General features: G+C 73.2%; 28 protein-coding genes. 8 read left to right on the top strand and 20 right to left on the bottom strand.

Going from position 1 to position 26,838, the window contains the following annotated elements; translation table 11 throughout:
* Nucleotides 1-28 precede the first annotated feature (28 nt).
* On the bottom strand, nt 29-373 hold the full coding sequence (locus tag JX575_RS14455) for a hypothetical protein (protein ID WP_186340617.1): 345 nt from the start codon (nt 371-373) through the stop codon (nt 29-31).
* Nucleotides 370-1,830, bottom strand: coding sequence for a wax ester/triacylglycerol synthase family O-acyltransferase (locus JX575_RS14460; RefSeq protein ID WP_186340616.1), 1,461 nt, complete (start codon nt 1,828-1,830; stop codon nt 370-372). The genes JX575_RS14455 and JX575_RS14460 overlap by 4 nt, the downstream gene beginning before the upstream one ends.
* A gap of 110 nt (nt 1,831-1,940) precedes the next feature.
* Here JX575_RS14460 and JX575_RS14465 point away from each other — a divergent pair, with 110 nt between their 5' ends.
* Entirely contained in the window at nt 1,941-2,363 is a 423-nt protein-coding gene (locus JX575_RS14465; RefSeq protein ID WP_241005174.1) for a hypothetical protein, read from the top strand.
* On the top strand, nt 2,360-3,703 hold the full coding sequence (locus JX575_RS14470) for a hypothetical protein (RefSeq protein ID WP_241005175.1): 1,344 nt from the start codon (nt 2,360-2,362) through the stop codon (nt 3,701-3,703). Before JX575_RS14465 ends, JX575_RS14470 begins: the two co-directional genes overlap by 4 nt.
* Here JX575_RS14470 and JX575_RS14475 read toward each other — a convergent pair.
* The 3 genes from JX575_RS14475 to JX575_RS14485 are packed head-to-tail and all read right to left on the bottom strand — an operon-like array spanning nt 3,666 to nt 6,671.
* On the bottom strand, nt 3,666-4,565 hold the full coding sequence (locus tag JX575_RS14475) for a calcium-binding protein (protein WP_186340614.1): 900 nt from the start codon (nt 4,563-4,565) through the stop codon (nt 3,666-3,668). The genes JX575_RS14470 and JX575_RS14475 overlap by 38 nt on opposite strands.
* Nucleotides 4,566-4,623: 58 nt before the next feature.
* Nucleotides 4,624-5,937 (bottom strand): hypothetical protein, encoded by a 1,314-nt coding sequence (locus tag JX575_RS14480; RefSeq protein ID WP_186340613.1) that lies wholly within the window; start codon nt 5,935-5,937, stop codon nt 4,624-4,626.
* A gap of 5 nt (nt 5,938-5,942) precedes the next feature.
* Nucleotides 5,943-6,671, bottom strand: coding sequence for a hypothetical protein (locus JX575_RS14485; RefSeq protein WP_186340612.1), 729 nt, complete (start codon nt 6,669-6,671; stop codon nt 5,943-5,945).
* A 100-nt stretch (nt 6,672-6,771) separates the two neighbouring features.
* On the opposite strand from JX575_RS14485, the gene JX575_RS14490 reads away from it, so the two are divergent.
* Together JX575_RS14490 and JX575_RS14495 are read left to right on the top strand one after the other, a co-directional pair.
* Nucleotides 6,772-7,011, top strand: a complete 240-nt coding sequence (locus JX575_RS14490; RefSeq protein ID WP_186340611.1) for a helix-turn-helix domain-containing protein — start codon at nt 6,772-6,774, stop codon at nt 7,009-7,011.
* Between the two features lie 136 nt (nt 7,012-7,147).
* On the top strand, nt 7,148-7,813 hold the full coding sequence (locus tag JX575_RS14495) for a hypothetical protein (RefSeq protein ID WP_186340610.1): 666 nt from the start codon (nt 7,148-7,150) through the stop codon (nt 7,811-7,813).
* A 326-nt stretch (nt 7,814-8,139) separates the two neighbouring features.
* Here the strand turns inward: JX575_RS14495 and JX575_RS14500 are convergent, their stop codons facing one another.
* From JX575_RS14500 to sigE, 3 genes are read right to left on the bottom strand one after another with little or no spacing between them, the layout of a single operon-like run.
* Nucleotides 8,140-9,780, bottom strand: coding sequence for a trypsin-like peptidase domain-containing protein (locus tag JX575_RS14500; RefSeq protein ID WP_186340609.1), 1,641 nt, complete (start codon nt 9,778-9,780; stop codon nt 8,140-8,142).
* The gene (locus JX575_RS14505; protein WP_186340608.1) at nt 9,777-10,301 is read right to left on the bottom strand and encodes a hypothetical protein; all 525 of its coding nucleotides are present in this window, start codon (nt 10,299-10,301) and stop codon (nt 9,777-9,779) included. The genes JX575_RS14500 and JX575_RS14505 overlap by 4 nt, the downstream gene beginning before the upstream one ends.
* Nucleotides 10,301-10,900, bottom strand: coding sequence for an RNA polymerase sigma factor SigE (sigE, locus tag JX575_RS14510; protein WP_241005176.1), 600 nt, complete (start codon nt 10,898-10,900; stop codon nt 10,301-10,303). The genes JX575_RS14505 and sigE overlap by 1 nt, the downstream gene beginning before the upstream one ends.
* Nucleotides 10,901-11,110: 210 nt before the next feature.
* On the opposite strand from sigE, the gene JX575_RS14515 reads away from it, so the two are divergent.
* The gene (locus JX575_RS14515) at nt 11,111-11,770 is read left to right on the top strand and encodes an O-methyltransferase (RefSeq protein WP_241005177.1); all 660 of its coding nucleotides are present in this window, start codon (nt 11,111-11,113) and stop codon (nt 11,768-11,770) included.
* A gap of 112 nt (nt 11,771-11,882) precedes the next feature.
* Here the strand turns inward: JX575_RS14515 and JX575_RS14520 are convergent, their stop codons facing one another.
* Genes JX575_RS14520 through JX575_RS14530 form a run of 3 tightly spaced genes read right to left on the bottom strand, consistent with a single transcriptional unit; the run spans nt 11,883 to nt 13,938 of the window.
* Nucleotides 11,883-12,221: a hypothetical protein gene (locus tag JX575_RS14520; protein WP_186340606.1), complete on the bottom strand. Its 339-nt coding sequence runs from the start codon at nt 12,219-12,221 to the stop codon at nt 11,883-11,885.
* Nucleotides 12,221-13,768, bottom strand: coding sequence for a leucyl aminopeptidase family protein (locus JX575_RS14525; RefSeq protein ID WP_186340605.1), 1,548 nt, complete (start codon nt 13,766-13,768; stop codon nt 12,221-12,223). Before JX575_RS14525 ends, JX575_RS14520 begins: the two co-directional genes overlap by 1 nt.
* A gap of 2 nt (nt 13,769-13,770) precedes the next feature.
* On the bottom strand, nt 13,771-13,938 hold the full coding sequence (locus JX575_RS14530; RefSeq protein ID WP_121138412.1) for a DUF3117 domain-containing protein: 168 nt from the start codon (nt 13,936-13,938) through the stop codon (nt 13,771-13,773).
* 177 nt (nt 13,939-14,115) lie between these two features.
* On the opposite strand from JX575_RS14530, the gene JX575_RS14535 reads away from it, so the two are divergent.
* Nucleotides 14,116-14,949, top strand: a complete 834-nt coding sequence (locus JX575_RS14535; RefSeq protein WP_186340604.1) for an enoyl-CoA hydratase-related protein — start codon at nt 14,116-14,118, stop codon at nt 14,947-14,949.
* Nucleotides 14,950-14,952: 3 nt separating this feature from the next.
* Here JX575_RS14535 and JX575_RS14540 read toward each other — a convergent pair whose 3' ends face one another.
* From JX575_RS14540 to JX575_RS14560, 5 genes are read right to left on the bottom strand one after another with little or no spacing between them, the layout of a single operon-like run.
* On the bottom strand, nt 14,953-15,375 hold the full coding sequence (locus JX575_RS14540; protein ID WP_186340603.1) for a hypothetical protein: 423 nt from the start codon (nt 15,373-15,375) through the stop codon (nt 14,953-14,955).
* 16 nt (nt 15,376-15,391) lie between these two features.
* Nucleotides 15,392-15,691 carry a DivIVA domain-containing protein gene (locus tag JX575_RS14545; RefSeq protein WP_241005178.1) on the bottom strand — a complete coding sequence of 100 codons (300 nt, stop codon included), beginning with the start codon at nt 15,689-15,691 and terminating at the stop codon, nt 15,392-15,394.
* On the bottom strand, nt 15,688-16,479 hold the full coding sequence (locus JX575_RS14550) for a TIGR00730 family Rossman fold protein (protein ID WP_186340602.1): 792 nt from the start codon (nt 16,477-16,479) through the stop codon (nt 15,688-15,690). The genes JX575_RS14545 and JX575_RS14550 overlap by 4 nt, the downstream gene beginning before the upstream one ends.
* Entirely contained in the window at nt 16,476-17,534 is a 1,059-nt protein-coding gene (gene dapE / locus JX575_RS14555; RefSeq protein ID WP_186340601.1) for a succinyl-diaminopimelate desuccinylase, read from the bottom strand. The genes JX575_RS14550 and dapE overlap by 4 nt, the downstream gene beginning before the upstream one ends.
* A gap of 37 nt (nt 17,535-17,571) precedes the next feature.
* A complete protein-coding gene (locus tag JX575_RS14560) occupies nt 17,572-18,324 on the bottom strand; it encodes a TetR/AcrR family transcriptional regulator C-terminal domain-containing protein (protein WP_186340600.1) in 753 nt (250 codons plus the stop codon).
* Nucleotides 18,325-18,414: 90 nt separating this feature from the next.
* Here JX575_RS14560 and JX575_RS14565 point away from each other — a divergent pair, with 90 nt between their 5' ends.
* On the top strand, nt 18,415-19,446 hold the full coding sequence (locus JX575_RS14565) for an ATP-binding cassette domain-containing protein (RefSeq protein ID WP_186340599.1): 1,032 nt from the start codon (nt 18,415-18,417) through the stop codon (nt 19,444-19,446).
* Complete coding sequence (locus JX575_RS14570; protein ID WP_186340598.1) at nt 19,443-20,231, top strand: ABC transporter permease; 789 nt, start codon at nt 19,443-19,445, stop codon at nt 20,229-20,231. The genes JX575_RS14565 and JX575_RS14570 overlap by 4 nt, the downstream gene beginning before the upstream one ends.
* Before the next feature lie 6 nt (nt 20,232-20,237).
* Here JX575_RS14570 and JX575_RS14575 read toward each other — a convergent pair whose 3' ends face one another.
* The 4 genes from JX575_RS14575 to ileS form a co-directional block, all read right to left on the bottom strand.
* The gene (locus JX575_RS14575) at nt 20,238-21,395 is read right to left on the bottom strand and encodes a hypothetical protein (protein ID WP_186340597.1); all 1,158 of its coding nucleotides are present in this window, start codon (nt 21,393-21,395) and stop codon (nt 20,238-20,240) included.
* Nucleotides 21,396-21,399: 4 nt separating this feature from the next.
* On the bottom strand, nt 21,400-22,086 hold the full coding sequence (locus JX575_RS14580; protein WP_186340596.1) for a hypothetical protein: 687 nt from the start codon (nt 22,084-22,086) through the stop codon (nt 21,400-21,402).
* The gene (locus tag JX575_RS14585; protein WP_186340595.1) at nt 22,083-23,369 is read right to left on the bottom strand and encodes a hypothetical protein; all 1,287 of its coding nucleotides are present in this window, start codon (nt 23,367-23,369) and stop codon (nt 22,083-22,085) included. The genes JX575_RS14580 and JX575_RS14585 overlap by 4 nt, the downstream gene beginning before the upstream one ends.
* 68 nt (nt 23,370-23,437) lie before the next feature.
* On the bottom strand, nt 23,438-26,653 hold the full coding sequence (ileS, locus tag JX575_RS14590; RefSeq protein WP_186340594.1) for an isoleucine--tRNA ligase: 3,216 nt from the start codon (nt 26,651-26,653) through the stop codon (nt 23,438-23,440).
* Nucleotides 26,654-26,838: the final 185 nt, after the last annotated feature.

The following is a 26,838-nucleotide window of genomic DNA, read 5'->3' on the forward strand; positions in this document are numbered from 1 at the left end:
AGAGAGGCCAGCGGGCACCAAGCGGCCGTCAGCGCGAGGCGAGCAGGTCGCCGATCTCCTGGGTCGCCCACCAGGCGAGGTCGTCGTCGGCGTCGGCGTCGTCGTCGGTGTCGACGTGCGCGGCGACCACGTCGCGCCACCGGACCGGTCGGTCGTCCGCCGCAGTCTCGACGACCACCACGACCCGCCGGCGACAGCCGTCGGGCAGCCCGGCCACCAGCTCGGCCGAGGCGTCCGCTGCGCTCATCAGGGCGACGTACTCGCTCTCCTCGCCGTCGTCGGCGGCCACGACCGCGCCGGTCGTGCGCGGTCCGTCCGCCTCCCAGTCCTCGGCCAGCCGCGGGAGCGTCGACGGGAGGTAGCGCCGGGTCACGTCGTCGCCTTCCGCGGCGTCCTCGGTGTCGCCTTCCGGCGACCCCGCGGGGCGCGGGGTCGGGTGTCGGAGGCGGAGTCCTTGAGCTCGTCGAGGGCGTCGCAGACGCTCTGGGCGAGCACGTCGGCGTCGGGCACGGCGTCGCGGTCGGTGGTGATGCCGTAGAACACCCCGCCGTCGTAGGACGTCACCCCGATGGCGATCGGGTGGTCCGGCAGCAGCGGGTGCACGGGATAGGACTCGAGCATCCGGGCGCCGTCGGCGTAGAGCGGGAACTGCGGTCCGGGGACGTTGGTGACCGAGATGTGGAAGCCGCGCCGCATCTCGGCGGCGGCGAGTCGCGAGCCGAGCGCATGGAAGGTCGTCGGCGCGAACCCGGCGATCCCGGAGAGCCGCCGCGCCGAGACGTTGCGGCCGTTGTCGCGGTGGGCGCGCAGGTCGTAGCTGACCTGGTGGAGCCGCACCACCGGGCTGGGCTCGCCGATCGGCAGGTGCACGAGGTGACCGGTGATCTGGGTGCCGAGCGAGGTGGGCTCGAGCTCGTCGTCGATGACCGACATCGGCACGATCGCCTTGATCGTCCGCAGCCCGCCCAGCGACTCGTTGCGCGCCATCAGCCAGCTGCGGAGGCCGCCGGCCAGCGTGGCGAGGATGACGTCGTTGACCGTGCCGCCGTGCACCTCGCGGACCGCCCGGTAGTCGGAGAGCTCGGTGCGCACCGTCACGAAGCGGCGCTGCTGGGACAGCCGCCGGTGCACCGGGGTGGCATGGACCGGCCCGCGACCGGCGAGCGCGTTGGCCACCTGCACCATCCGGGCGCCCGACGCGGACGCCGCGCGACCCAGCGAGTCGGCGTTGGCACGGGTCGTCAGCCAGAGGGTGCGCGGGCTCTCGAGGGTGTCGGTGACGGCGTCGAACGCCGCGGACACCGGGCCGGGGGGCCGGCGCGGGCGCCAGTCGTCGTGGCCCAGCGGCGATCGGTCGGGCGAGGTGTCGAGCAGCACCTGGCCGATGTCGACGGTCTCGCGTCCGTCGACCAGGATCTGGTGGCTCTTGGTCAGCAGGGCGACCCGGCCGTGCTCGAGGCCCTCCACGACGTAGCACTCCCAGAGCGGCCGGTTGCGGTCGAGGGGACGCGAGGCGATGCGCGCGACGAGGTCGCGGAGCTGATCCATCGAGCCCGGGCGCGGCAGCGCCGAGCGGCGCACGTGGTAGCCGAGGTCGAAGCCCTCGTCGTCGACCCAGGCCGGATTGGCCAGACGTGCGGGCACCATCTGGAGGCGCTGGCGGTAGCGCGGGACGAACGCGATCCGGTCGCCGATCAGCCGGACCAGCCGGTCGTGGTCGAAGCCGGAGTCACCCGGGTCGAAGATCTCGACCGTGGCGTTGTGCATGGGCGTCGTGGGGGACTCGGCGGCCAGGATGGCCAGGTCCCGCGGCCGGAGCCGCTCACTCATGTGCTGCCCTCTCGTCGATGATCTTGTCCCGCATGGGATTCTGACAGAGGCTGCGAGCCGGCGTCCGCGCCGGCCGCTGCCCGTCCCTCACCCCGCCGAAGGAGATGTCCGTGTCCGGTCGCGTGCTCGCGCGCCTCACCCCTGTCGTGCTCGTCCTGGCCGTCTCGCTCACCGCGTGCGGCGACGACGACACCTCGTCGCCGTCCGGGTCCTCGTCCCCGTCGTCCTCCTCGTCCTCCCCGTCCTCCTCGTCGGGGTCCTCGGAGTCGGGCTCCGCGACCGTGTCGGTGACGCGAGAGGGCGACACCTTCACCCCCAACGGGGAGCGCGTCGAGCTGGCGGTGGGCCAGACCCTGGTCCTGACGATCGACTCCGACGAGCCTGGTGAGCTGCACGTCCACAGCACCCCCGAGCAGGAGATCTCCTACGACGAGGGCACCTCGGAGCACGAGATCACCATCGACCGGCCCGGCGTGGTCGAGGTCGAGAGCCACGACCCGGACATCGTCCTGCTCCAGCTCGAAGTCCGGTGAGCGCGGGGGCCTCCGGCGTGGGCGGAGCGATCTCGGCGCACGGCCTGGGCGGCGCCAAGGACCTGCCGATCCCCTCCGAGCTGGCGATCGCCGGCGCCGTCGCCGCACTCGTCGTCTCCTTCACCGTGCTCGCGGTGGCCTGGCGCGAGCCGCGCTACGACGCCGCCACCAGCGGCCGGCCGGCGCCGGCATGGCTCGACCGACTGGTGTCCTCGCGTGCGCTGGCGGTGACCGCCCGCGTGCTGGGCATGGCGTTCTTCCTCTACGTCGCCGCCGCGGCGGTGTTCGGCCAGGACTCCCTGATCAACCCGTTCCTGGGCACCTTCTACGTGCTGCTGTGGGTGGGCATCGTGCCGGCGTCGCTGCTCCTCGGCCCGGTCTTCAAGGCGGTCAGCCCGGCGCGGACCATCAGCATGGCCTTCGCGAAGGTGTCCGGCGTGCCCGAGGGTCAGGGGCTCTACGCCTATCCCGCCCGGCTCGGCTACTGGCCGGCGGCCGCCGGGCTCTTCGCCTTCGTCTGGCTCGAGCTGGTCTACCCCTACTCGACCGACGTGGGCCCCGTCCGGCTGTGGTGCGCGGCCTACCTCGGCATCATGTTCATCGGCTCGGCGCTGTGGGGCACCACGTTCCTCGAGCGTGCCGACCCCTTCGAGGTCTACTCCTCGCTGGTCGCCAAGCTGTCGATCTGGGGACGCCGCGACGGCGTGCTGGTGCTGCGCAGCCCGCTCGCCAACCTCGACACTGTGGTGCCCCGGCCGGGCCTGGTCGCCGTGGTCGGCGTGCTCTTCGGCAGCACCGCCTTCGACTCCTTCCGCGAGTCGACGCCCTGGCTCCAGCTCGTGCAGTCGCTGTCGGGCTCGCGGGTGTGGCCCGACACGCTGGCGCTCATCGCGTTCTCCGCCGGGGTCGCCCTCGTCCTGACGATCGCGACGATGGCCACGGGGGTCACCAGCGACACGCCCCGGCGGGCCCTGCCCGACCTGTTCGCGCACTCCGTGGTGCCCATCATCGTGGGCTACATCGTGGCCCACTACCTGACCTACTTCGTCGAGTACGGCCAGCAGACGCTGATCCAGCTGAGCGATCCCTTCAGCCGCGGCGACAACTACCTCGGCACGGCCGACCTTCAGGTCGACTACTGGCTCTCGTCGCACCCGACGTTCCTCGCAGTCACCAAGGTGCTCGCGGTCGCGCTCGGCCACGTCGTCGGCGTGGTGGCGGCCCACGATCGCGCGATCAAGCTGCTGCCGCCGCGGCACCAGCTGACCGGTCAGCTGCCGTTGCTGGCAGCGATGGTCTGCTTCACCGTGGGAGGTCTGTACCTGCTGTTCGCGGCATGACGGCCCGCTGCGGCGGCACCGGCCCGTAGGGCCAGCCCTCGGGCAGGACGTCGGTGACCGTGACGATCTCGCACGACCCGCGGTAGTCGATCACGTCGGCCGGGTCGCGCCAGCCGACGAAGACCACCCGGTCGGCGTCGCCGTTGTCGCCCTGCGTCGGGTCGTCGCAGTGGATCTTGTCGCGCTGGCCGTCGGGCAGGACGTAGATCGTGTCGTTGCCCTGCTCGGTGAACACCTTGTCGGCGCCGGGGCCGAGGAAGACGACGTCGTCGCCCTCGTCGCCCTTGATCTTGACGTCGTCGCCCGCGCCGTCGATCAGCACGTCGTCGCCGGGGCCCCCCTGGATCGCGCCGTCGTCGCCGGGGCCGGCGTCGATCCAGTCGTCACCGTCGTTGCCGATGTGCTTGTCGATGCCGTCGCCGCCGTGGAGGCGGTCGTCGCCGGGGCCGCCGCCGACGAGGTCGTTGCCCGCCTCGCCGTGGACCACGTCGTTGCCGGGCCCGGCGGTGAGCTTGTCGTTGCCCTCGCCGCCGTAGATCTCGTCGTCGCCCTGCCCGCCGTCGATCGAGTCGTCGCCGAGCCCGCCGGCACCCCAGTCGTCGCCGGGCTGCAGGGTGATCCAGTCGTTGCCGTCGTCACCGGTCACGGTGTCGTGGCCCTTGCCGGCGAAGATGGTGTCGTGGCCGCCGCGGCCCTTCACCTTGTCCGCGCCACCGAGCGACATGATCCGATCGGCGCGGTTCTTGCCGCGGATGACGTCGTCGCTGGTGGTGCCCATGGTGAGCTTGGCCGACCAGGCCGGGCCGGCCGCCAGGACGACGACCAGGCTCGTGAGGATGGTGAGTCGCAGTTGAGGTGGCATACGAACAAAATAGGTCAAATCTTGATCTTTTACAGAGTCTTGGCCCACCTGGGACGCCTCATCCGGCCGCCGCCGCCCGTCTGCCGCGCCCCGGCCCGCGGGCTCGCCGGAAAGGCCAGCGACGGAGGCCCGAGCGGTCGCCGGTGGTCCGGTCGCCGGGGACCGCGTGCTCGGGGAACACCGCGTCGGCCAACGCACCGACCCCCTGGGTCAGCGCCGAGTCGCCGAGGTCGACGACCGCACGGCCGCTGACCAGCGCGCGGTCGAGCCCGGCGCGGTCGTCGGGGAGGAAGTGCAGGCCGGCGACCCTGCTGAAGCCCTCGACCATCCCGGCGATCTCCTTCTCCGACCACCCGATCGAGGAGCGCATGCGGTTGACGACCACGCGCACCGGCGTGGGCGCCCCACGCTCGCGCAGGTCGACCAGCGCCCGAGCGAGCCGGGTCAGGCCGACCGGATCGGCCGATCCCACGACCACGACCTCGTCGGCCTGCTCCAGCGCCGCCAGGGTCAGTGCGTTGCGCCCCGGCCGTCCGCTCAGGTCGGAGCCGGCCTCGTCCTCGAGGCTGAACCCGGTGTCGACCACGACGTCCCCGTGGGCGCGGGCACGCTGGAGCAGCCGGTCGACCTGAGCCCCCCTGACCTCGCGCCACCGGTCGGCGCGTGGCAGCCCGGTGACCACCGCGAGGTGCTCGCCGACGCCCCGGCACACCGACGCGAACCGCTCGTCGAGCTGGCCGGCGGCCGCGAGCCGGGAGGCGGAGAGGAGCCCGGAGACCTCGTCGAGGATCCCCAGCTGCTGCGCCACGGCGCCGCCGTAGGGGTCGAGGTCGGCGAGCACGACGGGCACGCCACGACGGGCCACCTCGGACGCCAGGCTGGTCGCGACCGTCGTTCGGCCCGGAGCGCCGGCCGGACCCCACACCGCCACGACCCGGCCCCAGACGGGCTCGGCACCGGGCTCGGCGTCGGGCGGGTCGGGCACGGGCGCGCCCTCGTGCCCGGCCCGGGTGTCGACGTCGTCGAGCGTGGTGACGACCCGCGGCAGGGTCGCCAGCTCACCACGGCCGACGAGCGCATCGATGCCCAGGCGTCCGGCGTGCTCACGCGCGTCGAGGTCCTCGGGGAGGGCCGAGGTGACGGCGACGGGGCGCACCGCGTGGCGGTGCAGGTGCGCGACGCTCGCCGGGTCGAGCCCCGGGGCGTCGAGCGAGACCACGGCGACGTCGGCCTGCCCGCTGGCGACGGCCGCGAGCAGGTCGTCGACGTCGACGCATCGCTTCAGCACGACCACCCCCGGATGGGCCTCGAGGTCGGCCAGCGCCGGCGACTCCCACGGCTCGCCCGCTGCGAGCAGCAGCACGCAGATCACGGCGATCAGCCCCGGCCGACCACGCGGAGCCGGTCGTCGCCGACGGCCGCCAGCACCGTGCCGAGGGCCTCGTCGTCGGCCTCGGGCACCGCCAGCACCAGCTGGCGGGCGGTCGCGGAGGCGAACGCGTCGGACACCACGGGCGCGTCGAGGACCACCACGTCGGCCAGCACCAGCTCCGCGGGCGGCCCGGAACGCCGCTGCGCCAGGCCGGGCTCGGGCACCACCCAGACGTCGACCCGCGACCCCCGGACCAGGCCGGTGGGCACGTGCTCGGCCGCGACCGCGATCGAGAGCGACACCGTGTCGCCCGCCGCCTCCTCCCCCAGCGCCGAGGCGGGCACCAGCTCCCCGGCCGTCAGCGCCCGGGTCAGGGTCAGCGCCGCGGGCAGCTCGTCGTCCACGGCGAGGTAGCGGGCGTGGTCGGCGGAGTCGTCGAAGCGCACCAGCGTCGCCTCGAGGTCGTCGGCGGTCAGCGTCTGCCCCGCCACCAGGTCGGCCGAGGCCGACCACACCGGGGTCATGTCGTCGGCCCCGGAGAGCAGCCGCGCGCCGGCCACCACCGAGCCCGTCACGAGCACGACCCCGATCCAGAGCCGGGGATCGCGCCACCCCGGCGTGGTGGCGCGGAGGGCCGCCGGCACCACGCCCGCCCCGTCACCCGCCGGCGTGGTGGCGGGTGGGCCGTGGCGGCCGATGCTGCGGGAGGTGGTCCGAGACGTGGTCCGAGGCACGACGCCATCATTGCCCCGGAGGCCGGACTTCACACCTGGCTCTCCACAGCCCACGGCCGGGCGGCGCCGGGCGTCGGACGTGCGGTGGCACGATGGTCCCATGGCCGACGACCCCCGCTTCCTGACGCTCGCCGACGTCGCCGAGGTGCTCAACACCTCCGGAGCGCAGGTCTACGCGCTGGTCCGCCGCGGCGAGCTCCCCGCGATCAAGATCGGCGGACGCGGCCAGTGGCGCGTCGAGCGGGCGCAGCTCGAGGAGTTCATCCAGCGCATGTACGACGAGACCCGCACGTTCGTCGACCAGCACCCCTTCGTCGACGTCGAGGCCGACACCGACTGAGTGAAGTGGCCGCGGCGTGTCGTGATCAGACCGCTGCGCGGCGGTGCGAGTGGGCCGACGACACCACCGCCCGGCTGACCGGGCGCGGTAGCGACAGGGCCTCGCCAAGCCCCTCGGGCGGTGCTAGCGTCGATCGATGCTGCCTCGCCGCGTGTCCTCGCGTCTGCCTCTCACCGCTGTCACGGCGCTGCTGCTCGCCGTGGTCGCGCTCCCGCCGGCGCCCGCGGCCGAGGTCGCCCTGCCTGGGCAGGTCACCGTCCACGACAGCCGGACCTCGAGCCCGTCCGTGGACATCTCGCGAGTCGTGGTGGCAGGCGCCCCCAAGATGTCGGAAACTCAGTCCGTGCGCGTCGCGGTGCCCGGCGGGTTCCGACCCGGGCACCACCTCACGATCTGGTTCGACGTCGACGGGGACGCCGAGCCCGAGGGCCGCTTCGACGTGCGCTTGAGAACGCCCGGACCGAGGCACCCCCGCCGCCTTCGCGTCGACCAGCAGTTCCGGATCGGCGGCGGCTGGGACGGCCCCGGGACCCGGGTCTACTGCCGAGAGGATCAGGACTTCCTGCCTGTCTACAAGGTGCGTCCCGGTCAGCCCCTCGTCTGGGTCAGCCTCACCCTGTGGGAATGCCTCCAGCTCCCGTACCCCTTCGAGTCCGGCGATGATGACAGCGGTGCCTGGCGCACGGCGGTACGGGTGGCCAAGGACGGCCGAAGCGACACGGCGCCCAGCGGACGCGGATGGAGCCCACGGGTGCTGGGCTTCGGTGCGGGGCCGGACCCAGAGCCCAAAGTCCTGTCGTGACTCTCGTGGACTTCCCCTCCTGTGGGGGCATCGTGATGATGAGTCGCGCCGGGCGTTTGCCGGGAGTCTTCGCCGGCCGTCTCGCGGATGGGCGACCGCCGGGTCCTCGCCGTTGGCGGCGGCCTGTGACCAGGTGGCGTACTCCTGTGCGCTCATGTGGGGCTCGGCGGGAACCGCAGGACCTCCAAGGCCTCGAGGGAGTCGGCGCGCGCAGGGGTTGCGCGAGCTCGGCTCATCGGCCGGTGCGCTTCGAGCACATCCCCAGGTGCTGGGCTGGGGCGCTAGGTGCTGGGCTGGGGCGCTGACGGGGCCGGGCCCGGGCTGCGTCAGCCGACCTTCCCGTCGAGCTCGACCTCGACGACCCGCTCCTCGTCGCCGCGGACCACCGACATCTCGACCGTCTCGCCGGGCCGGTGGGTGCGGATCGCCACGATCAGCGCGATGCCGTCGCTCACGGGCTGGTCGTCGACCGCGACGATCACGTCGTCCTTCTCCAGACCCGCGCGCGCGGCGGGCGTGTCAGGCATGACCTCGGTGATGGTGGCGCCGTTCGACTGCGACTCGCCGCCGGTGCGCACCTGGGCGCCGATGACGGGGTACTCCGCGCGGCCGGTGCGCAGGATCTGGTCGACGGTCGTGCGGACCTGCTCGATCGGGATCGCGAAGCCCACGCCGATGTTGCCCGACTCGCGCGACAGGCCGCCGGTCGTGGCGATGGCGGAGTTGACGCCGACCACCTCGCCGGTCAGGTTGACGAGCGGGCCGCCGGAGTTGCCCGGGTTGATCGCGGCGTCGGTCTGCACGGCGTTGATGTAGGACGAGTCGTCCTCCGACTGTCCCGTCGTCACCGGTCGGTTGAGGGCGCTGACGATGCCCGACGTCACCGTCTGGCTCAGGCCCAGGGGCGCGCCGAAGGCGACCACGGGGTCGCCGACGCGCAGCACCTGCGAGGCGCCCAGCGCCGCCGGCTCGAGGGTGTCGGCGGCCTCGACGAGCAGCACCGCGAGGTCGTAGACCGAGCTGCGGCCGACGACGGTCGCGTCGAGGCGTTCGCCGTTGGTGTCGATGACGACGATGGTGCCGTCGTCCTCGGCGGCTGAGGCGACGACGTGGTTGTTGGTCACGACGTGGCCCTCGCGGTCGAGGACGAAGCCGGAGCCGGTGGCGCCGCCGGCCTCCCCGTCGAGCTCCGCGACGATCTGCACGGTGCTGGGAAGCAGCGCCTGGGCCACGGCGGCGACCGAGCCGTTCTCGGCCTCCAGCGGCGCGGCGGTCTGGGTGCGGACCCCGCTCAGCCCGTCGTCGTTGGTGCCGGGCCGGGACGACAGCTCGTCCTGGATCGCGGCACCGGCGAGGCCGCCGAGGATCCCGACCACCAGCGCCAGCGAGGCGACCGCAGGCCACACCCACAGCGGGATCCTGCGGGCGACGGCCGAGGGGCCGGCGTACGGACGGGGCTGCGGTCCGGGACCGAAGTAGGGCTGGCCAGGCTGGCCGGGGTGCTGGGGCCCGCCGCTCGGGAGGGGGACGGTGGGGGCCGCCGGGTCGTGGCCCGTGGCCTCCCGGGGCGTCGAGGGCTCGCCGAAGGGCGAGCGGTGCGGCGGCGGGCCGCCGAGCATCGCGTCGCCGGAGGACTCGCCCGATGCCCGCTCGGACACCGGCTCGCCGGTCGGCTCGCCGGTCGGCTCGCCGGTCGGCTCGGGGGTCGGGTCGGCGCCGTAGGGCCGTCCCTCCGGGTGGGCGGCCTGGGTGGCCGGCGCGCTCGGCGCGAGCTGGTCGCCTCCGCGTGCGGGCTCGGTCTCGGGCTCCCGCGACCGCCAGCCGGCCAGCGGCTGGGTCGGCTCCTCGTCGGTCGCAGCCGGCTCGTCGGTGTCGGGAGCCGCGGGCTCGGGGTGCTGGGCGGGCGCCTGCTCGGCCGGTACCTGCTCGTCGTGGTCCCGCTCGTCGGGCCTGTGCTCGTCGTTCACGGGACGATCTTCTCCCGGATCGCCACGAGGCGCTCGGCCAGGGGCGTCCGGGAGGGCGTGGCCGGACCGCGGGTGGCGCGGTCGTCGACCATGGCGGCCGGGCTCACCGGGCCGGCGGGGCGGCTCAGGTCGGTGACCGGCGGACGCGGCTCGACGCGGGGACCGCCGGCGACGCCGAGGGCGAGCACGCCCACGACGCAGGCGCCCGCCGCACCACCGCCGATCGCGACGAGGGCGCGCCGCGGGCGCGGCCGGGAGGTGGGGAACGGCGCGGCGCCCAGGCCGAGGCCCGGGCCCGGCTCGAGCGCGGAGCAGCGGCCCACCAGGGCGGACTTGAAGTCGTGCGAGGTCTGCCCGGGCCCGAACGACAGCTGGGCGAGCTGGGTCTTGACCCACCCCTCCTGCTCGACGAGGTCACGGCAGGCATGGCAGACGTGGACGTGGTCCCAGCACCGCTCCTCCTCCTCTGCCGTGAGTCGGCCGTCGAGGAGGGCGCTGACCCGCGATCCGAGGTGGCTCATCACGACACCCGCGGCTGGGCGCCGAGCGGTCCCGAGTAGCGCGAGCGGCCCGCGGCCGGCTCGCGGTGCGCCAGGGCCTTGCGGAGCATGGTGCGACCGCGGTGGATGCGCGAGCGTACGGTGCCGAGCTTGGCGTCCATGATCTCCGCGATCTCCTCATAGCTGAGGCCCTCGACGTCGCAGAGCACCACGGCGGCGCGGAAGTCGGGGGGCAGCGTGGCGAGCGCGGTCTCGATGTCGTCGTCGAACGTCCGGTCGGCCACCGCCAGCTCCGGCGCGGGCGCGGTGCTGGTCAGGCGCGCGGCGCGCTCGTCGGAGAGCGCGTCGAAGCGGATGCGCTGCTTGCGGCGCGCCCCGTCGAGGAACAGGTTGGTGGTGATGCGGTGGAGCCACCCCTCGAACGTGCCGGGGGTGTAGCCGTCGAGCGACCGGAAGACCCGGACGAAGACCTCCTGGGTGAGGTCCTCGGCGTCGGGCCGGTTGCCGGTGAGGCGGTAGGCGAGGCGGAAGACGCGGTCGGAGTGCTGCTCCACGACCTCGTCCCAGGTGGGTACGTCGACCGCGTCGACGTCGGGTGTGGCGTCGACGTGATCACCCACGAGGGCTCCCTTGTTCGTCCTTCTCGACCGCAGCTGCACCGGTTCGCTGTCCTTCCCTGACGCTAGGCATGCCGACTGAGAGTTCCCTGTGAGCCACATGCGCTCCGGCCAAGAAACCTGAGCGGCCCGTCGGATCACAGCGTCCAACGACCGGAGGGCCGCATGTGTTCCCGGCCACGCCCGGCGCCGACCGCGCGATAGGGTCGGCGGGTGCCGACCCACACCCCGCCGATCAAGTCCGCGAGCTGGTCCTACGCCGAGTCGTTCGTGGCCGAGGACGAGGTCCTCGCCGCCGCTCGCAGCCGCGCGGAGGAGGTGGGCGTGGCCCCCGTCGGCTCCGGCGTCGGGGCCGCGCTGCGCTTCCTCGCCTCCGTGCTCGACGCGCGGGCCGTGGTCGAGATCGGCACCGGCACCGGCGTCTCGGGGCTGTGGCTGCTGCGCGGCATGCGCGCCGACGGCGTGCTCACCACGGTCGACATCGAGGCCGAGCACCAACGCCTGGCCAAGGAGACCTTCACCGAGGCCGGGATCCCGGGCAACCGGGCCCGCACCATCGCCGGCGCGGGTCTCGACGTGCTGCCCCGCCTCACCGACGGCCACTACGACCTGGTGTTCTGCGACGGCGACAAGCGCGAGTACGCCGCCTACCTCAAGGAGGCGCTGCGCCTGCTCCGCCCCGGGGGGATCGTGGCGTTCGACAACGCCCTGTGGCACGACCGGGTCGCCGACCCCGCCCAGCGCGACGAGGAGACGGTGACGATCCGCGACCTCGGCCGGGCGGTCCTCGAGCACGAGGCCCTGGTGCCGGTGCTGCTGCCCGTCGGTGACGGCCTGCTGGCCGCCAAGAAGGAGTGGGCCCCCGAGACCTGAGCGCTGCCGGGGGCGAGCGTGGTCAGGACGCGCCGACTCGACGGGATCTGGCGGTCAGGACGCGCCGACTCGACGGGATCTGGCGGTCAGGACGCGCCCACTCGACGAGATGTCAGAGGCGCGCGGCGGCGGTGAAGCCGTCCCAGCCCTCGGCGACGGCGACGACGTCGCACGCCTCGACCAGCACCGGCGGGCTGCCGACGATCTGCGAGCCCGGCGCCTCGGCGGCGCCGGCCACGAAGGCGCGCTGGAAGTCCTCGCGCGCCTGGGTGCTGGCGAAGACGTAGCAGCCCTCGAACCACTCCCCCGGCACCTGGCGCCAGGTCTTGAAGCGCAGGCCGTCCATGCCGGTGAACCGCGCGTGGGAGGTCTCGGCGACATAGGCCGCCAGCCGGTCCTCGACGCCCTCCGGCGCGCCGGCCAGCGACCACCGCACGGTGAGTCCGAGCATCAGGCGATGCCGGCGAGGGGGTCGTCGGAGCCCAGCCAGGACAGCAGCAGCCGCGGCCCCCAGCCGCTGGGGCCGGCGGTCCACTCGTGGCGGTCGACCGGCGACTCGGCGGCCGAGGCGAAGTCGATGTGGGCCCAGGGCACGTCGCCGGCGAAGTGCTGCAGGAAGAGCGCGGCCGTGATCGCACCGGCGCCACCCGCGGCGTTGTCGCCGTCGGCGATGTCGGAGTTGACCTTGTCCTCGTAGTCGGCGACCAGGGGCATCCGCCAGGCGTTCTCACCGGAGGCGGCCGCGGCGGCCGCGACGTGCTTGGCGAGTCCCTCGTGGTTGGCGAAGTAGCCGCCGGTCCACTGGCCCAGCGAGACCTTCATCGCGCCGGTCAGCGTGGCGATGTCGACCAGCACCGCCGGGTCGAGCTCGCTGACGGCGTAGGCCATCGCGTCGGCCAGCACGAGGCGGCCCTCGGCGTCGGTGTTGTTGACCTCCGAGGTGCGCCCGCCGTAGTGGGTGATGACGTCGCCGGGGCGCATCGCGGAGCCGCTGACGGAGTTCTCGGCCGCCGGCACCAGGCCGACGACGCGGACCGGGCAGTCGACGTCGGCGAGGGCGGCCATCGTCGCGATCACCGCTCCGCCGCCGCTCATGTCGCGCTTCATGGTCAGCATGCCCTCGCTGGGCTTGATGTCGAGGCCGCCGGAGTCGAAGGTGATGCCCTTGCCGACCAGCACGACGGTGGGCACCCGCTTGGTGGCACCGCGCGGGGTGTAGTCCATCCGGATGAGCCGCGGCTCGTTGACCGACCCGCCGCCGACGGCACGGATGCCGCCGAAGCCCTCCGCCTCCAGACGGGCGTCGTCCCAGACCTCCACGTCGAGGCCCGCGGCCGCACCCACCGCGACGGCCTGGTCGGCCAGCCAGGCGGGTGTCTTGAGGTTGGACGGGACGGTCGCCAGCACGCGCGAGCGCCAGCCGGCGCCACCGAGGGCGAGCGCCCGGGCGAGCGCCTCGTCGGCGCCGTCGTCGCTCACGCCGGCCAGCACGATCCGGGCGACCGGCCGCTCCTTGGGCCCGGTCGAGCGCCAGTGGAAGGCGAACGAGGCCAGCATGGCGCCGACGACGAGGTCGCCGAGGCCGTCGGCAGGTGCGATCGCCGGCAGCGAGGTGATCACGCTGGAGCGGTCCTTGGTCGCGCGGGCCAGCGCGGCGCCGGCGCGGCGGAGGTCGGTCGCCGTGGCCTCGCCGACACCCACGAGCAGCACCGTGCCGAGGCTGTCGGTCGCCCCCTCGAGGTCGGGCGGAGCGGCGACGGGGATCGTCGTCACCTCGCCCGTGCGACCCGTGGCCCGCGAGGACTCGAGCGCGGCGAGGAGGTCGACGCCGAGGACCTGCGCGGCCTCGTCGGCGCCGGGGCCCAGCAGCGGGGCGTCGTCGTCGCCGGGGAGCACCGGGAACGCCCACACCTCCGCGCCGCCGATCTGGTGCGGCAGCGCGGGGCTGAGGGCGAACTCGGGGGGCGAGACCTGGGTCGGCAGTGCGGTGATGGGCACGATCAGCCGACGACGTCCTTGAGGGCGTCTCCGAGAGCCGCGGCCTCCTCGGCGTTGAGCTCGACCACCAGCCGGCCACCGCCCTCGAGCGGGACGCGCATCACGATGCCGCGTCCCTCCTTGGTGACCTCGAGCGGTCCGTCGCCCGTGCGGGGCTTCATGGCGGCCATCGGCGCACCTCTTCCTTGTTCAGCCATCACTGGATGCGGCTCTTCACATGCGAATCGAGGCGGCTGAGCGTGCTGGCCGCCCCGATCGGCGTCGTACGGCGCCCATTATCCCTCATGACGCGCGTGATCGGCACCACAGGGCCGCAACACCTCCTCCACGTCGGGCAGACTTCGCCCATGACGACCTCCCGACCCGACCCCGCCGCCGACCCCGCCGCCGATCCCGACCCCGTGCTGCTCCACGTCGAGGACGCCGTCGCGACGATCACGCTCAACCGGCCCGAGGCGATGAACGGGCTCGACGTCGCGACCAAGGAGCTGCTGCGCGACACCGTCCACCGCGTCGCCACGGACCCGGAGGTGCGGTGCGTGGTGCTGACCGGCAGCGGCCGGGCCTTCTGCGTGGGACAGGACCTCAAGGAGCACCTCGCCGGCCTCAAGGGCGAGGCGGACGTGCCCCTGTCGGAGACCGTGACGATGCACTACAACCCGATCGTGCTCGCCCTGGCGACGATGCCGAAGCCGGTGATCGCCGCGGTCAACGGCGTCGCGGCGGGCGCCGGCGCCAGCCTGGCCTTCGCCGCCGACTTCCGGATCGTCGTCGACACGGCCGGGTTCAACACCTCCTTCGCGGGCGTCGCGCTCTCCTGCGACACCGGGGCGAGCTGGACGCTGCCCCGCCTCGTCGGGCGGGCCAAGGCGATGGAGCTGCTCTACTTCCCGCGCACCGTGACGGCGCAGGAGGCGCTCGAGCTCGGGCTGGCCACCCAGGTCGTCAGCGCGGAGGAGCTTCCGCAGGCCGTGGGCGAGCTGGCCGCCCGGCTCGCCGCGGGCCCGACCGTCGCCCTCGGGTCGATCCGCCAGGCGGTCGCCCACGCCGCCGCCCACCCGCTGGAGGAGTCGCTGGCCTTCGAGGCCGAGAAGATGGCGCTCACCGGGGGCACCGACGACCACCTCGCCGCCGTCGACGCCTTCATGTCCAAGCAGAAGCCGGTCTTCCGGGGACGGTGAGCCTCAGACCGCCGCGGTGAGATAGGCGTAGGTGAAGACCAGCACGCCGACCACCATGCCGAGGTGGGCAAGCAGCGAGAGTCCCGGCCCGTCGCTCCACGAGTCGCCGGCCGCCGCCGGGGCATGACGTCCCCTGGCAGGCAGCCAGCGAGCGAGGATGAGGAGACCGCAGATGGCGGTCACCCACCAGCAGGCGATCGCGAGGATCCCGACCAGTGGTCCGCCGACGGGCGAGTCCTCCGGCGCGACGAGCACGCCCAGCCAGAGGACGAGTGCCACGACGCCCGACCCGAAGTGCACCCAGGGGACCCGCCTGCTGATGGACAGCCGGCCCGCCGCGCTCTCGCCGCGGAGGCGGAGCCGGGTCAGCACGATCGCCACGGCCGCCAGGGCCGTGAGGATCCAGACGACGATCGGGAACGACATGACGCGGGAGTCTGCCCTAGTCGCTCAGCGGCTCGCCAGACGAGGGTCCCGGGCCCGGCTCGCGGCGCCGCCGCTCCTCCATCTCGGTGGCCAGGCGGGCCAGCAGGGCGTCGACCTCGGACATCCGGTAGCCGCGCAGCGCGAGCGGGAACCGCACCCTGCGCAGGTCGTCGGCCCCGATGGGGCGCCCCTCGGGCAGGTCGAGGTCGGGACGGTCGTCGTAGGCCGGGGGCATCGAGCCGCCGCGGCCCGAGGCGATCACCGCGACCCCGCCCATGGCGAGGACGATGAGGACGGCGAAGAACCACATCATCATTCGGGCCGCTCCGGAGCCGGGGTGGGCCAGCGATCCGCCCGCGCGGCGACCATCAGCTCGACCGCCTCGTCGACGTCGTCGGTGACCACCATCATGTCGAGGTCGGCGGCGTTGATCTTGCCCTCGGCGAGCACCGTCTCGCGCAGCCAGTCGACCAGGCCGGACCAGTAGGACGTGCCGATGAGCACGATGGGGAACGAGGTGACCTTGCGGGTCTGGACCAGGGTCAGCGCCTCGAAGAGCTCGTCGAGGGTGCCCACGCCGCCGGGCAGCACGACGAAGCCCTGGGAGTACTTGACGAACATGGTCTTGCGGGCGAAGAAGTAGCGGAAGTTGATGCCCTTGTCGACCCATTGGTTGAGCCCGGACTCGAAGGGCAGCTCGATGCCCAGCCCGACGCTGACCCCGCCGGCCTCGCACGCACCCTTGTTGGCCGCCTCCATCGCGCCGGGACCGCCGCCGGTGACGACGGCGAAGCCGGCCTCGACGAGCCGCCGGCCGACCTCCTCGCCGACGGCGTACGCCGGGGCGTCGACCGCGGTCCGGGCGGAGCCGAACACCGCGATGGCCGGGCCGAGCTCGGCGAGCGCGCCGAAGCCCTCGACGAACTCCGCCTGGATCCGCAGCACCCGCCACGGGTCGGTGTGCACCCAGTCGGTCGGGCCACGGGAGTCGAGGAGGCGCTGGTCGGTGGTGCTGCCCTCGTGGACCTGGCCGCGCCGCTCGATCACCGGGCCCGCCATGCGGCCCCCCTGGCGATCGCCGGGCAGGTCGGTGCGCTCGCTCATGCCAGCCACTCCTTGAGGATGCGCTCGCACCGCTCGACGTGCTCGGCGGGGACGTGCTCGTCCTGCTTGTGGGCGAACATCGGGTCGCCGGGGCCGAAGTTGACGGCCGGGACACCGAGCCTGGTGAACTGCGCGACGTCGGTCCAGCCGAACTTGGGGGCGACGTCGCCTCCCACCGCGTCGACGAAGGCCCGCGCCGCGGGACGGTCGAGGCCGGGCATCGCGCCCGCGGCCATGTCGGTGACGGTGAGGTCGTAGCCCTCGAAGTAGTCGCGGACGAACGCCTCGGCGTCGGCCTCGCTGCGGTCGGGGGCGAAGCGGAAGTTGATCTCGACGACGCACTCGTCCGGGACCACGTTGCCGGCCACGCCACCGCGGATGCCGGTGGCGTTGAGGCCCTCGTGGTAGGTCAGGCCGTCGATCACGGGCTGGCGCGCGACGTAGGCGTCGAGCCGGGCGAGCACCGGGGCGACGAGGTGGATCGCGTTGACGCCCTTCCAGCTGCGCGCGCTGTGCGCCCGCTCGCCGGTGGTGCGCAGGTCGACGCGCATGGTGCCCTGGCAGCCGGCCTCGACCGCGGCGTTGCTGGGCTCCATGAGGATCGCGAAGTCACCCTGCACGAGGTCGGGGTCGCTCTCGGTGAGCTTGCGCAGCCCGTTGTGCACCGAGTCGACCTCCTCGGCCTCGTAGAAGATGAACGTCAGGTCGCGGTTGGGCTCGGTGAGGTCGGCGGCGAGCTTGAGCATCACCGCGTCGCCCCCCTTCATGTCGCAGCTGCCGAGGCCGTGGAGGACCCCGTCCTCGAGGCGACCGGGCAGGTTGTCGTTGCGCGGCACGGTGTCGAGGTGCCCGGCGATGACGACGCGCTCGTCGCGGCCGAGGTCGGTGCGGGCCACGACCGTGTGGCCGCGGCGGGTCACCGTGAGGTGCGGCAGCGCGGTCAGCGCCGCCTCGACGGCGTCGGCGATCTCCTGCTCCTCGTGGCTGACGGAGGGGATGTCGACGAGCTGCCGGGTCAGGGTGACGACGTCGGCGGAGAGATCGAGGTGGGGCATGGCGACGATTCAACCATCGATGCGAGGCGCCGCCGGGCTAGCGGTCGGCGAGGTGTGCGAGCAGCCCGTCGACGATGCGGGCCAAGCCGAACTCCAGCTCGCGCCCCGGGTCGCTGGCCGCCTGGTAGGTCTCGCCGGCGGCCGTGCCGACACGGCCGGCAAGGGGATAGTCGGCACCTGCCATCACCTGTCCCAGCGCCTCGTGGTTGGCCGCCCACCACACGGCGTCGGTCATGCCGGTCTCCCGCTCGGCCTGTCGTACGACCTGCTCGGCGCGGGCGATGCTGGTGCCGAAGGAGGCGAGCAGGGTGACGGTCTGGTCCATCTCGATGTCGTCGAGCCCGATGCCCTCCACGGCTGCGAGCTGCCACTCGTAGCGGTCCGCCATGTGGGGGCCGAGCCAGGCCCGCACGCCCGTGACCTCCAGCAGCCACGGGTGTGCGCGGTGGTCCTCGTACTGGACACGGGCCACGAGCTCGAGCCGGGCACGCAGGTCCTCGGGGTGCTCCGGCAAGGTGGTGCGGCCCAGCACCTGGTCGACCATGAGCACCACCAGGTCGGCACGGTTGGGCACGTACGTGTAGAGCGTCATCGCGCCGAGGCGCAGGTGCTGGGCCAGTCCGCGCATGGACAGCGCCGCCAGCCCGTCGCGGTCGGCGAGGTCGATCGCCGCGTCCACCACGTCGTCGACACTGACGCGCTGCTTCGGGCCGCGACGCGGGCCCGTCTCCTCGGGCGTCGGTGCACGGTGCCGCCACAGGAGCGCAAGCACGGGATCGGAGTCGGGCACCTACCCACCCTAACTTCTTCGTACGGCGTACGAATAAATGCTAGCGTTCGTCCGTCGAACTCCGTACACCGTACGATCAAAGGAGCACCCATGGCCCTCGCCCCACCCCTCCAGCCCTCCCTCGACGCGCCCCTCCGGGCGCGCGGGCTGCGCAAGCGCTACGGCGACACCCACGCGCTCGACGGCTTCGACCTGACGGTCGACGCCGGGTCGGTGCACGCCCTGCTCGGACCCAACGGGGCCGGCAAGAGCACGGCGGTCCACACCCTGGCGACGCTGACCAGGATCGATGAGGGCGAGGCCAGCGTCGCCGGCTTCGACGTACGCACCCAGCACGCGCAGGTGCGCTCGGCGATCGGGCTCGTGGGCCAGTCGGCCGCACTCGACGAGGTCCTGCACGGGCGCGAGAACCTCGTCATGTTCGCCCGGCTGCACGGGATGTCGACCGCGCAGGCGCGAGCGCGGGCGGCCGAGCTGCTGACGACGTTCGACCTCGACGACGCCGCGGACCGCAAGGTCTCGACCTACTCCGGCGGCATGCGGCGCCGCCTCGACATCGCCGCCGGCCTCGTGACCCGCCCGGCCGTGCTGTTCCTCGACGAGCCGACGACCGGCCTCGACCCGCGTGGGCGCGCCGACGTCTGGCGGGCCGTACGACGCGTGGTGGCCCTGGGCACGACCGTGCTGCTCACGACGCAGTACCTCGACGAGGCCGACCAGCTCGCCGACCGGATCACCGTCATGGACGCCGGGCGCGTGGTCGCCGAGGGCACGCCCGCGGGGCTGAAGTCCCGGCTCGGGGGCGACCGCGTGCTCGTCGGCCTGGCGCCCGACGCGGAGGGTGAGTCGGTCCGCCGGATCGTCGCCGGCGCCACCGCGCTCGACGTACGGCTCATCGACGGGACAGACCCGTCGGGCGAGCTCGTGATCGAGGCGGGTCCCGCAGGAGGCACCGCCGCCCTCCTCGCCGTGGTCCGGGCCCTCGACGCCGCCTCGGTGAGCCCCACCCACGTCCAGCTGCGGGAGCCGACGCTCGACGAGGTGTTCCTCCACCTCACCGACCACCCCGCCCCCCGACCGGCCACGCCCGCTCCTGCCCACCTCGACGGAGGCCCCCGATGAGCACGACCACCACCCTGCGCCAGAGCTGGATCATCGTCCAGCGAGACCTCAAGCACTGGCAGCGCGAGCCCTGGGCGCCGCTGTTCGGGATCGCCTTCACGATCATGCTGGTGCTCGTCTTCGGCTACCTCTTCGGTGGCTCGATCGAGCTGCCGGGTGGCGGCGACTACCTGGCGTACCTCATGCCCGGGATGTTCGCGCTCGCCATGATGTTCGGGCTCGAGGGGACGATGAGCGCGATCACCAACGACTCCAAGAAGGGCGTCACCCACCGCTTCCGCTCCCTGCCGATCAGCAGCGTCGCGGTCCCGCTCGGGCGCGCCGGGGCGGACCTGGTCAACTCGTCGGTCGAGCTCGCCGTGCTCATGGCAGGCGGCCTGCTCATCGGGTGGCGTGCGGGCGGGACCTGGCCCGAGACCCTGCTGGCCGTCGGCCTGCTGCTGTGGCTGCGGTTCGCGCTGCTCTGGCTGGGCATCTTCCTCGGCCTCACCCTCCGCGCCGAGGGTGGGGTGATGGCCGTGCAGATCCTGGTGTGGCCGATCGGGTTCCTCTCGAACGTCTTCGTCTCGCCCCAGGACATGCCGGCGTGGCTGGGCGTCCTCGCCCAGTGGAACCCGGTCTCCGCCACCGCCGCCGCGTGCCGGGAGCTGTTCGGCAACCCGTCGGGCATCACCGAGGGCATGCTGGCCGACAACGCCGTAGCCGTCGCGCTCGTCTGGCCGCTGGTCCTGGCGGCGGTGTTCGTGCCGCTGTCGGCCCGCGCCTACCGGCGACTCTCGCTGTGAGGGACCTCAGCGGCGGCGCAGTGCTCCGAGCAGGTCTCGCTCGAGGGCGCCGTAGCCCGTGCGGCTCCAGGGGCCGAGGTCGAGCCGGAAGTAGTGCACGGTGCGGTCGCCCTGGATGAAGTCGAGGACGTCGTCGGGCTCGCGGCCGGCCCGGACGTCGCCGGCGCAGGCCGCGCAGGCGGGCACGTCGACCGCGCGGTCGTCGTCGCGCCACACGACCTCCGCCGTGGGCCCGGTGTGCAGCGGGTTGAACCAGCAGTGCACCGGCGGCTCCCACGCGGTGGATCCGCGCTCCTCCGCGCTCGCCCGGGCGTCCTCGCCGCGGCGCGCGAGCACGAGGGCGCCCACGACGTCGGCGGGCGCGGCGTCCTGCGCCAGGATCGAGCGGGCGGCGGCGTAGTGGTCGAGCGCCTGCTGCCAGGCCTCGAGCGCGGCGGCGGTGCCGCCGGAGTCGCCGCGCCCGATGGCCTCGCCCAGCGCCAGCACCTCCGCCTCGGCCTGCTGGCGCAGGCGCCGGTCCTCCGCGGAGCGGACCGTGTGCAGGACGGTGGCGGGGAGGGTGAACCCCGACGGGCGGAGGCGGCGACGCCTGCGCCAGACCACCAGCGCGCGCACGACGGCGACCAGCGCGGCGAGCACGCCGATGCCGACGACGACCTCCGAGGTCTGCAGGCCCTCGTCGGCGGTCCAGGAGTACCTCTCGTCGGAGGGGACCTCGTGCCAGAGGTCCTCGGCGTTGCCGTCGTCGAGGAGCTCGGCGACGCGCACGACCTGGTCGACCACCGCGTCGGGGTGCTCGTGGTTGGCCACGTTGGCGACGTAGATCGCCTCGGGCTGGTCGCCGAACTCCTGCAGGCTGAGGCTGGGCTCGCTCCACTCCTCCCACCCGACGTAGGTCGCGTCGGGCTCGGCGGCGCTGTCCTGCAGCCAGGCGCTCAGGCTGGTGAAGCTGCCCTGGAAGCGCTCGTCGTCGATGTCGACCTCGATGAGGACGACCTTGAGGTTGCTGTCCTGCGCCGTGGCGACGGCATCCTCGATGCGTGCCTCGTCGGCGGCGGAGATGTCGTGGCTGCGGGCGAACGCGGGGTCGATCCAGACCCCGTCACCGGCGAGCTCCTGCTCGATCTCGGCGATCGTGGCGTCACTGATCTGCTCGCTGCTCATGTCCTCACCCAACCTTCCGTCGTCGGGTCCCGACCCACCAGCGCAGCACGCCGAACGCGGGCAGCACGCCGAACGCACCGAACAGGACGGCCGCGCCGAGGCCGCCCCACAGGCCCCCCCAGTAGTCGAAGTCGCTCGGCGGGGCGGGCTCGGTCGGGAGGGGCTGGGCCTCCCAGGTGGCCATCTCCTCGGCGAGCCGCACGAGGGCCGGGCCGGGCTGGCCCTTGGTGCGGGACTCGACGTAGTGCTCCTCGAGCCCGACGGCGCCGGGGTCGGTGCTGCCGGTGTCCCACAGCACGACGTAGTGGCCCTCCTCACCGACGGCCGTCCACCACTGCGGCCCCACGCCCGACGCGGTGTAGCCGACGTCGTTGGTGTCGGGATAGGGCAGGTAGGCGATCCTGGCCGGCACCCGCGAGCCGGCCAGCACCGCCTCGGCCTCGGCCAGGTCGTCCGGCGGGATGCGGCCGCTGAGCATCGGGTCGACGGCCACCCGGCTCTCCTGGCGCAGCAGCTCCTGGACGGTGTCCACCGGTCCGGGCACGACGTCCTGGCGGCCGAAGACCTCTGCGCGCAGCGCGATGTCGTCCTCCTCCCGGGACTCCTGCCACGACTGCGTCCAGAGCCCCAGGGCGGTGCCTGCGACGACGCCCACGAGCGCGCCGATCGCCCAACCGAAGCGCCGGATCACGGCTCACCCACTCGCTCGGCGAGCACGTCGCCGGCCAGGTCGTCGGTGATGGCGCCGAAGCCGGTGCGCGCCCACACGTCGTCGCGCTCCCAGTAGGGCACGGTGCCGCGACGGTGCGGCAGCCGGTGGGGCAGGCGGAGGTGACGGGGCGTCGCGCCCTGGCCCACCGCGGTGGCGCACGCGGGACAGCACGGCACCTCGACCGTGCCGTCGCCCAGGCGCCACGAGGCGGTGGCGGTGCCGTCGGGGTGGCGCGGGTCGAAGAAGCACGGCACCAGCGCCGCGCCGCTCCCGCGGCGGCCCCGTCCGAGGTCGTGCGCGCCCATCTGGGCGATCGTGCGGGCGCCGATCACGTCGCCGATGTCTCCGGAGGCCAGCAGCGGCTCGACGGCGTCGCGCGCCGTGAGGGCGCGGGCCGCCACGTCGCGGTCGCGCAGGGTCTCCCAGTCGGTCTTCTCCAGCGACCGCGTCAGCGCGTCGGCGAGGCGCACGGCGCGCTTGCGCTCGTCCTCGAGGTCCGGGGGCGCCACGGCGTACGTCGCCGCCTTCTCCGCCGTCGGCGCGACGGCGCGACGCGGGGCGCCCCGACGCGGCCACCCCCGCAGTGACTGGCCCACGAGCAGCGCCACGACCAGTCCCCCGAGACCTCCGACGAGCGCGGAGAGGCCCGACGCCGCCGTGCGGACCGAGACGTACTCCTCGGACGTGGGGCGCCAGTCCGCGGTGGCCGCGACCCGCACCGCGTAGCGCGCCAGGTCCTCGACCTCGGTCTCTTCCAGGGTCACCGGGTAGTCGTCACCGGACGGCTCGCGGGCCATCTCCACCAGGTCCTCGGCGGCCAGCACCTGCGCCTCCGCCTCGGCGACCGCCGGCGGGTAGAGGTAGTCCTGGGTGCCGATCCGGTAGCCGCCCACCTCCTGCATCGCCTCGTCGAGCGCGTCGTCGTTGCGCCCGGCACCGAGGCTCAGGCGGGAGGGATTGGTGTCCAGGCCGTAGGCGAAGACCTGCTGGATGCCCTCCGTGGTGTCGAGGACGTAGAGGCCGTCGCCGAGGCGGCGGTTGAGCAGGCCGGCGAGCGCCTCGGTCGCATCGATGGCGTCGTCCGGCAGACCCTTCGGCTGCTCCACGAGCGCGACGTAGACCGGGAACGGCGTCTCCCGCACCAGTGCCGCGATGCGGTCGTGCGACTCCTGCGCCGCCCCCGATCCCATCACCCGGTCGACGACCACGCCGTCCTGGCGCAGCGCCTCGGCAAGCGAGTCGACATCGGTCGGTCCATCCATGCAGCTTCTCCCCCGTCAGTGCAGGCGCGTGTGCGCGCCGGCTCCCCTCTTTCCCCGCAACCGGTGGTTCACACCCGAGCGACCTGTACGCCCACCTCCGCTGCGCCCGCGTAGGACACCGACGTGGCCAGGGTCTCCTCGGCGATGAGTCCCTCGTGGGTCCGGGCCGCGGCAAGGGTGGCCTCGGGGCCGCTGATCGTCACGCCGATCCGGTCGCTCACCTGCAGGCCGGCGTCCTTGCGGGCCTGCTGGACGGCGCGCACCAGGTCGCGGGCGGTGCCCTCGGCCTCGAGCTCGGGCGTCACCGCGGTGTCGAGGACGACGAAGCCGCCGCGCGGCAGCATGCCGATCGCGCGGTCGTCGTCCGACGTGCCGGCCACCGTCTCGAGGGCGTACTCCCCCTCCACCAGCGCCAGGCCACCGGACGTGACGGTGCCGTCGTCGGCGACCGACCAGTCACCGGACTTGGAGCCCTTGATCGCGAGCTGGACGTCCTTGCCCAGGCGCGGGCCGGCCGCGCGGGCGTTGACCGTGAGCCGCTGCGAGACGCCGTACGACGCCGCCTCGGGCGCGTCAGCCGCCAGCACGTCGACCGCCTTGAGGTTGAGCTCGTCGGCGACCAGCTGCTCGAAGCCGGCCAGGTCGGTCTCGGTGACCACGGTCAGCCGGGCGAGCGGGAGCCGGTTGCGCAGGTTGGCGGCCTTGCGCAGCGCCGAGCCGGCCGAGCAGACGTCGCGGACGGTGTCCATCGAGGCCACGAGCGCGTCGTCGGCGGGCAGGCTCTCGGCGGCCGGCCAGTCGGTGAGGTGCACCGACCGCTCGCCGGTCAGGCCGCGCCAGACCTCCTCGGTCGTCAGCGGCATGAGCGGCGCCGTGACCCGGCAGACGACCTCGAGCACGGTGTAGAGGGTGTCGAAGGCGTCGGCGTCCTCGTCCCAGAAGCGCTCGCGCGAACGGCGGATGTACCAGTTGGTCAGCACGTCGAGGAAGCCGCGCGTGGAGTCGCACGCCGCCGCCACCTCGTAGTCGTCGAGCTGGTCGGTCATCGCGGACACGTAGTCGCGCAGCTTGGCCAGGATGTAGCGGTCCATCGGGTGCGCGCTGTCGGTGCGCCAGGTCGCGTCGTGCCCCTCGCCGCCGCCGGCGGCGTTGGCGTAGAGGCTGAAGAACGACCAGCTGTTCCACAGCGGGATCAGCACCTGCCGCACCGAGTCGCGGATGCCCTGCTCGGTGACGATCAGGTTGCCGCCGCGCAGGATCGGGCTCGACATGAGGAACCAGCGCATCGCGTCGGCGCCGTCGCGGTCGAAGACCTCGCGCACGTCGGGGTAGTTGCGCAGGGACTTCGACATCTTCTGGCCGTCGTTGCCCAGCACGATGCCGTGGCTCAGGCACGTCGAGAACGCCGGCCGGTCGAAGATCGCGCCGGCGAGGACGTGCATCGTGTAGAACCAGCCGCGCGTCTGCCCGATGTACTCGACGATGAAGTCGCCCGGGAAGTGGTGCTCGAACCAGTCCTTGTTCTCGAACGGGTAGTGCACCTGCGCGAACGACATCGAGCCGGAGTCGAACCACACGTCGAGCACGTCGGTGACGCGCCGCATCGTCGACCGGCCGGTCGGGTCGTCGGGGTTGGGCCGCGTCAGCTCGTCGACGTAGGGCCGGTGCAGGTCGGGGTTGCCGTCCTTGTCGCGCGGCAGCGTGCCGAAGTCGCGCTCGATCTCCTCGAAGGACCCGTAGACGTCGATGCGGGGGTAGTGCTCGTCGTCGGACTTCCACACCGGCACCGGGCTGCCCCAGAAGCGGTTGCGGGTGATCGACCAGTCGCGGGCGTTCTCCAGCCACTTGCCGAACTGGCCGTCCTTGATGTGCTCGGGCACCCAGCGGATGTCCTGGTTGAGCGCCATCAGGCGCTCCTTGACCTTGGTCACCTCGACGAACCACGACGAGACGCCCTTGTAGATCAGCGGCTGCCGGCAGCGCCAGCAGTGCGGGTAGGAGTGGTCGTAGGTCTCGCGGCGCACCAGGACGGTGCCGGGCGTGACCGAGCCCGCGGCCTCGCCCCGTGTCGCCGCCTTGAGGTGGTCGATGATCTGCAGGTTGGCGTCGAAGACCTGCATGCCCTCGTAGTCGGTGACGGGGAAGGTGAAGCGGCCGTCCTTGCCGACCGGCATGACCGCCTCGATGCCCTCGCGGTCGGTGACGACCTTGTCGTCCTCACCGAAGGCGCCGGCGGTGTGCACCAGCCCGGTGCCGTCGGTGGTGGTGACGAACTCGGCGGGCACGAGGCGGAACGCCCGCTCGTGGCCGGCGTAGTAGCTGAACGGCGGGGCGTACTCGAGGCCGACGAGGTCGGCGCCCGTGCCGCGCCAGGTGACCTCCGGGTCGCTCTGCCCATCACGAGGGGCCAGCTCGCGGGCGTACGACGCGAGGCGGGCCTCGGCGAGCAGGTAGCGCTCGGGGCTGCCGGTGGGGCCGTCGGAGGAGACCACGACGTAGTCGATGTCCTCGCCGACCATGACGGCGAGGTTGGCCGGCAGGGTCCACGGGGTCGTCGTCCAGACGAGGACCTTGACGCCCTTGAACGGCCCGTCGGTGGTGACGTCGTAGCCGACGGTGACGGCCGGGTCCTGGCGCATCTGGTAGACGTCGTCGTCCATGCGCAGCTCGTGGTTGGACAGCGGCGTCTCGTCCTGCCAGCAGTAGGGCAGGACGCGGAACCCCTCGTAGACCAGGCCCTTGTCGTGGAGCTGCTTGAAGGCCCAGATCACCGACTCCATGTAGTCGGGGTTCATCGTGCGGTAGTCGTGGTCGAAGTCGACCCAGCGCGCCTGGCGGGTGACGTAGTCGCGCCACTCGCCGGTGTACTTCATCACCGACGCGCGGCAGGCCTCGTTGAACTTCTCGATGCCCAGCTCGGCGATCTCGTCGGTGGTCTTGATGCCGTTGAGGCGCATCGCCTCGAGCTCGGCGGGAAGGCCGTGGGTGTCCCAGCCGAAGCGGCGCTCCACCTTGCGCCCGCGCATCGTCTGGTAGCGCGGGATCAGGTCCTTGACGTAGCCCGTCAGCAGGTGGCCGTAGTGGGGCAGGCCGTTGGCGAAGGGCGGTCCGTCGTAGAAGACGAACTCGTTGGCGCCGTCCTCGCCGGCCTCGCGCTGCTCGACGCTCGCCCGGAAGGTGTCGTCGGACTCCCAGTAGGCGAGCACCGCCTCCTCGATGTCCGGGAAGCGCGGGCTGCTGGGGACCGTGGTCGCATCGGTGTGCGACACCTTCGGGTAGGTCATGGGCGGCACTCCTGCGGTGGCGTCGTACGTCTCGGTCTGATGACACGAGGACGACAGGGCTGCCGCGGTACCACCTCGCTTGCTCCCCACCGTCGGGGAACCGCTCGTTCGTCGGCTGTGTCGGGCCGCACCCGCCGGGTTCTAGTGAGGTGGCGGCCGGCTCGCCGCACCCGTTCTTCCCGAGG

The organism is Nocardioides sp. zg-1228, from assembly GCF_017086465.1.
In the GTDB taxonomy this organism is placed as follows: domain Bacteria; phylum Actinomycetota; class Actinomycetes; order Propionibacteriales; family Nocardioidaceae; genus Nocardioides.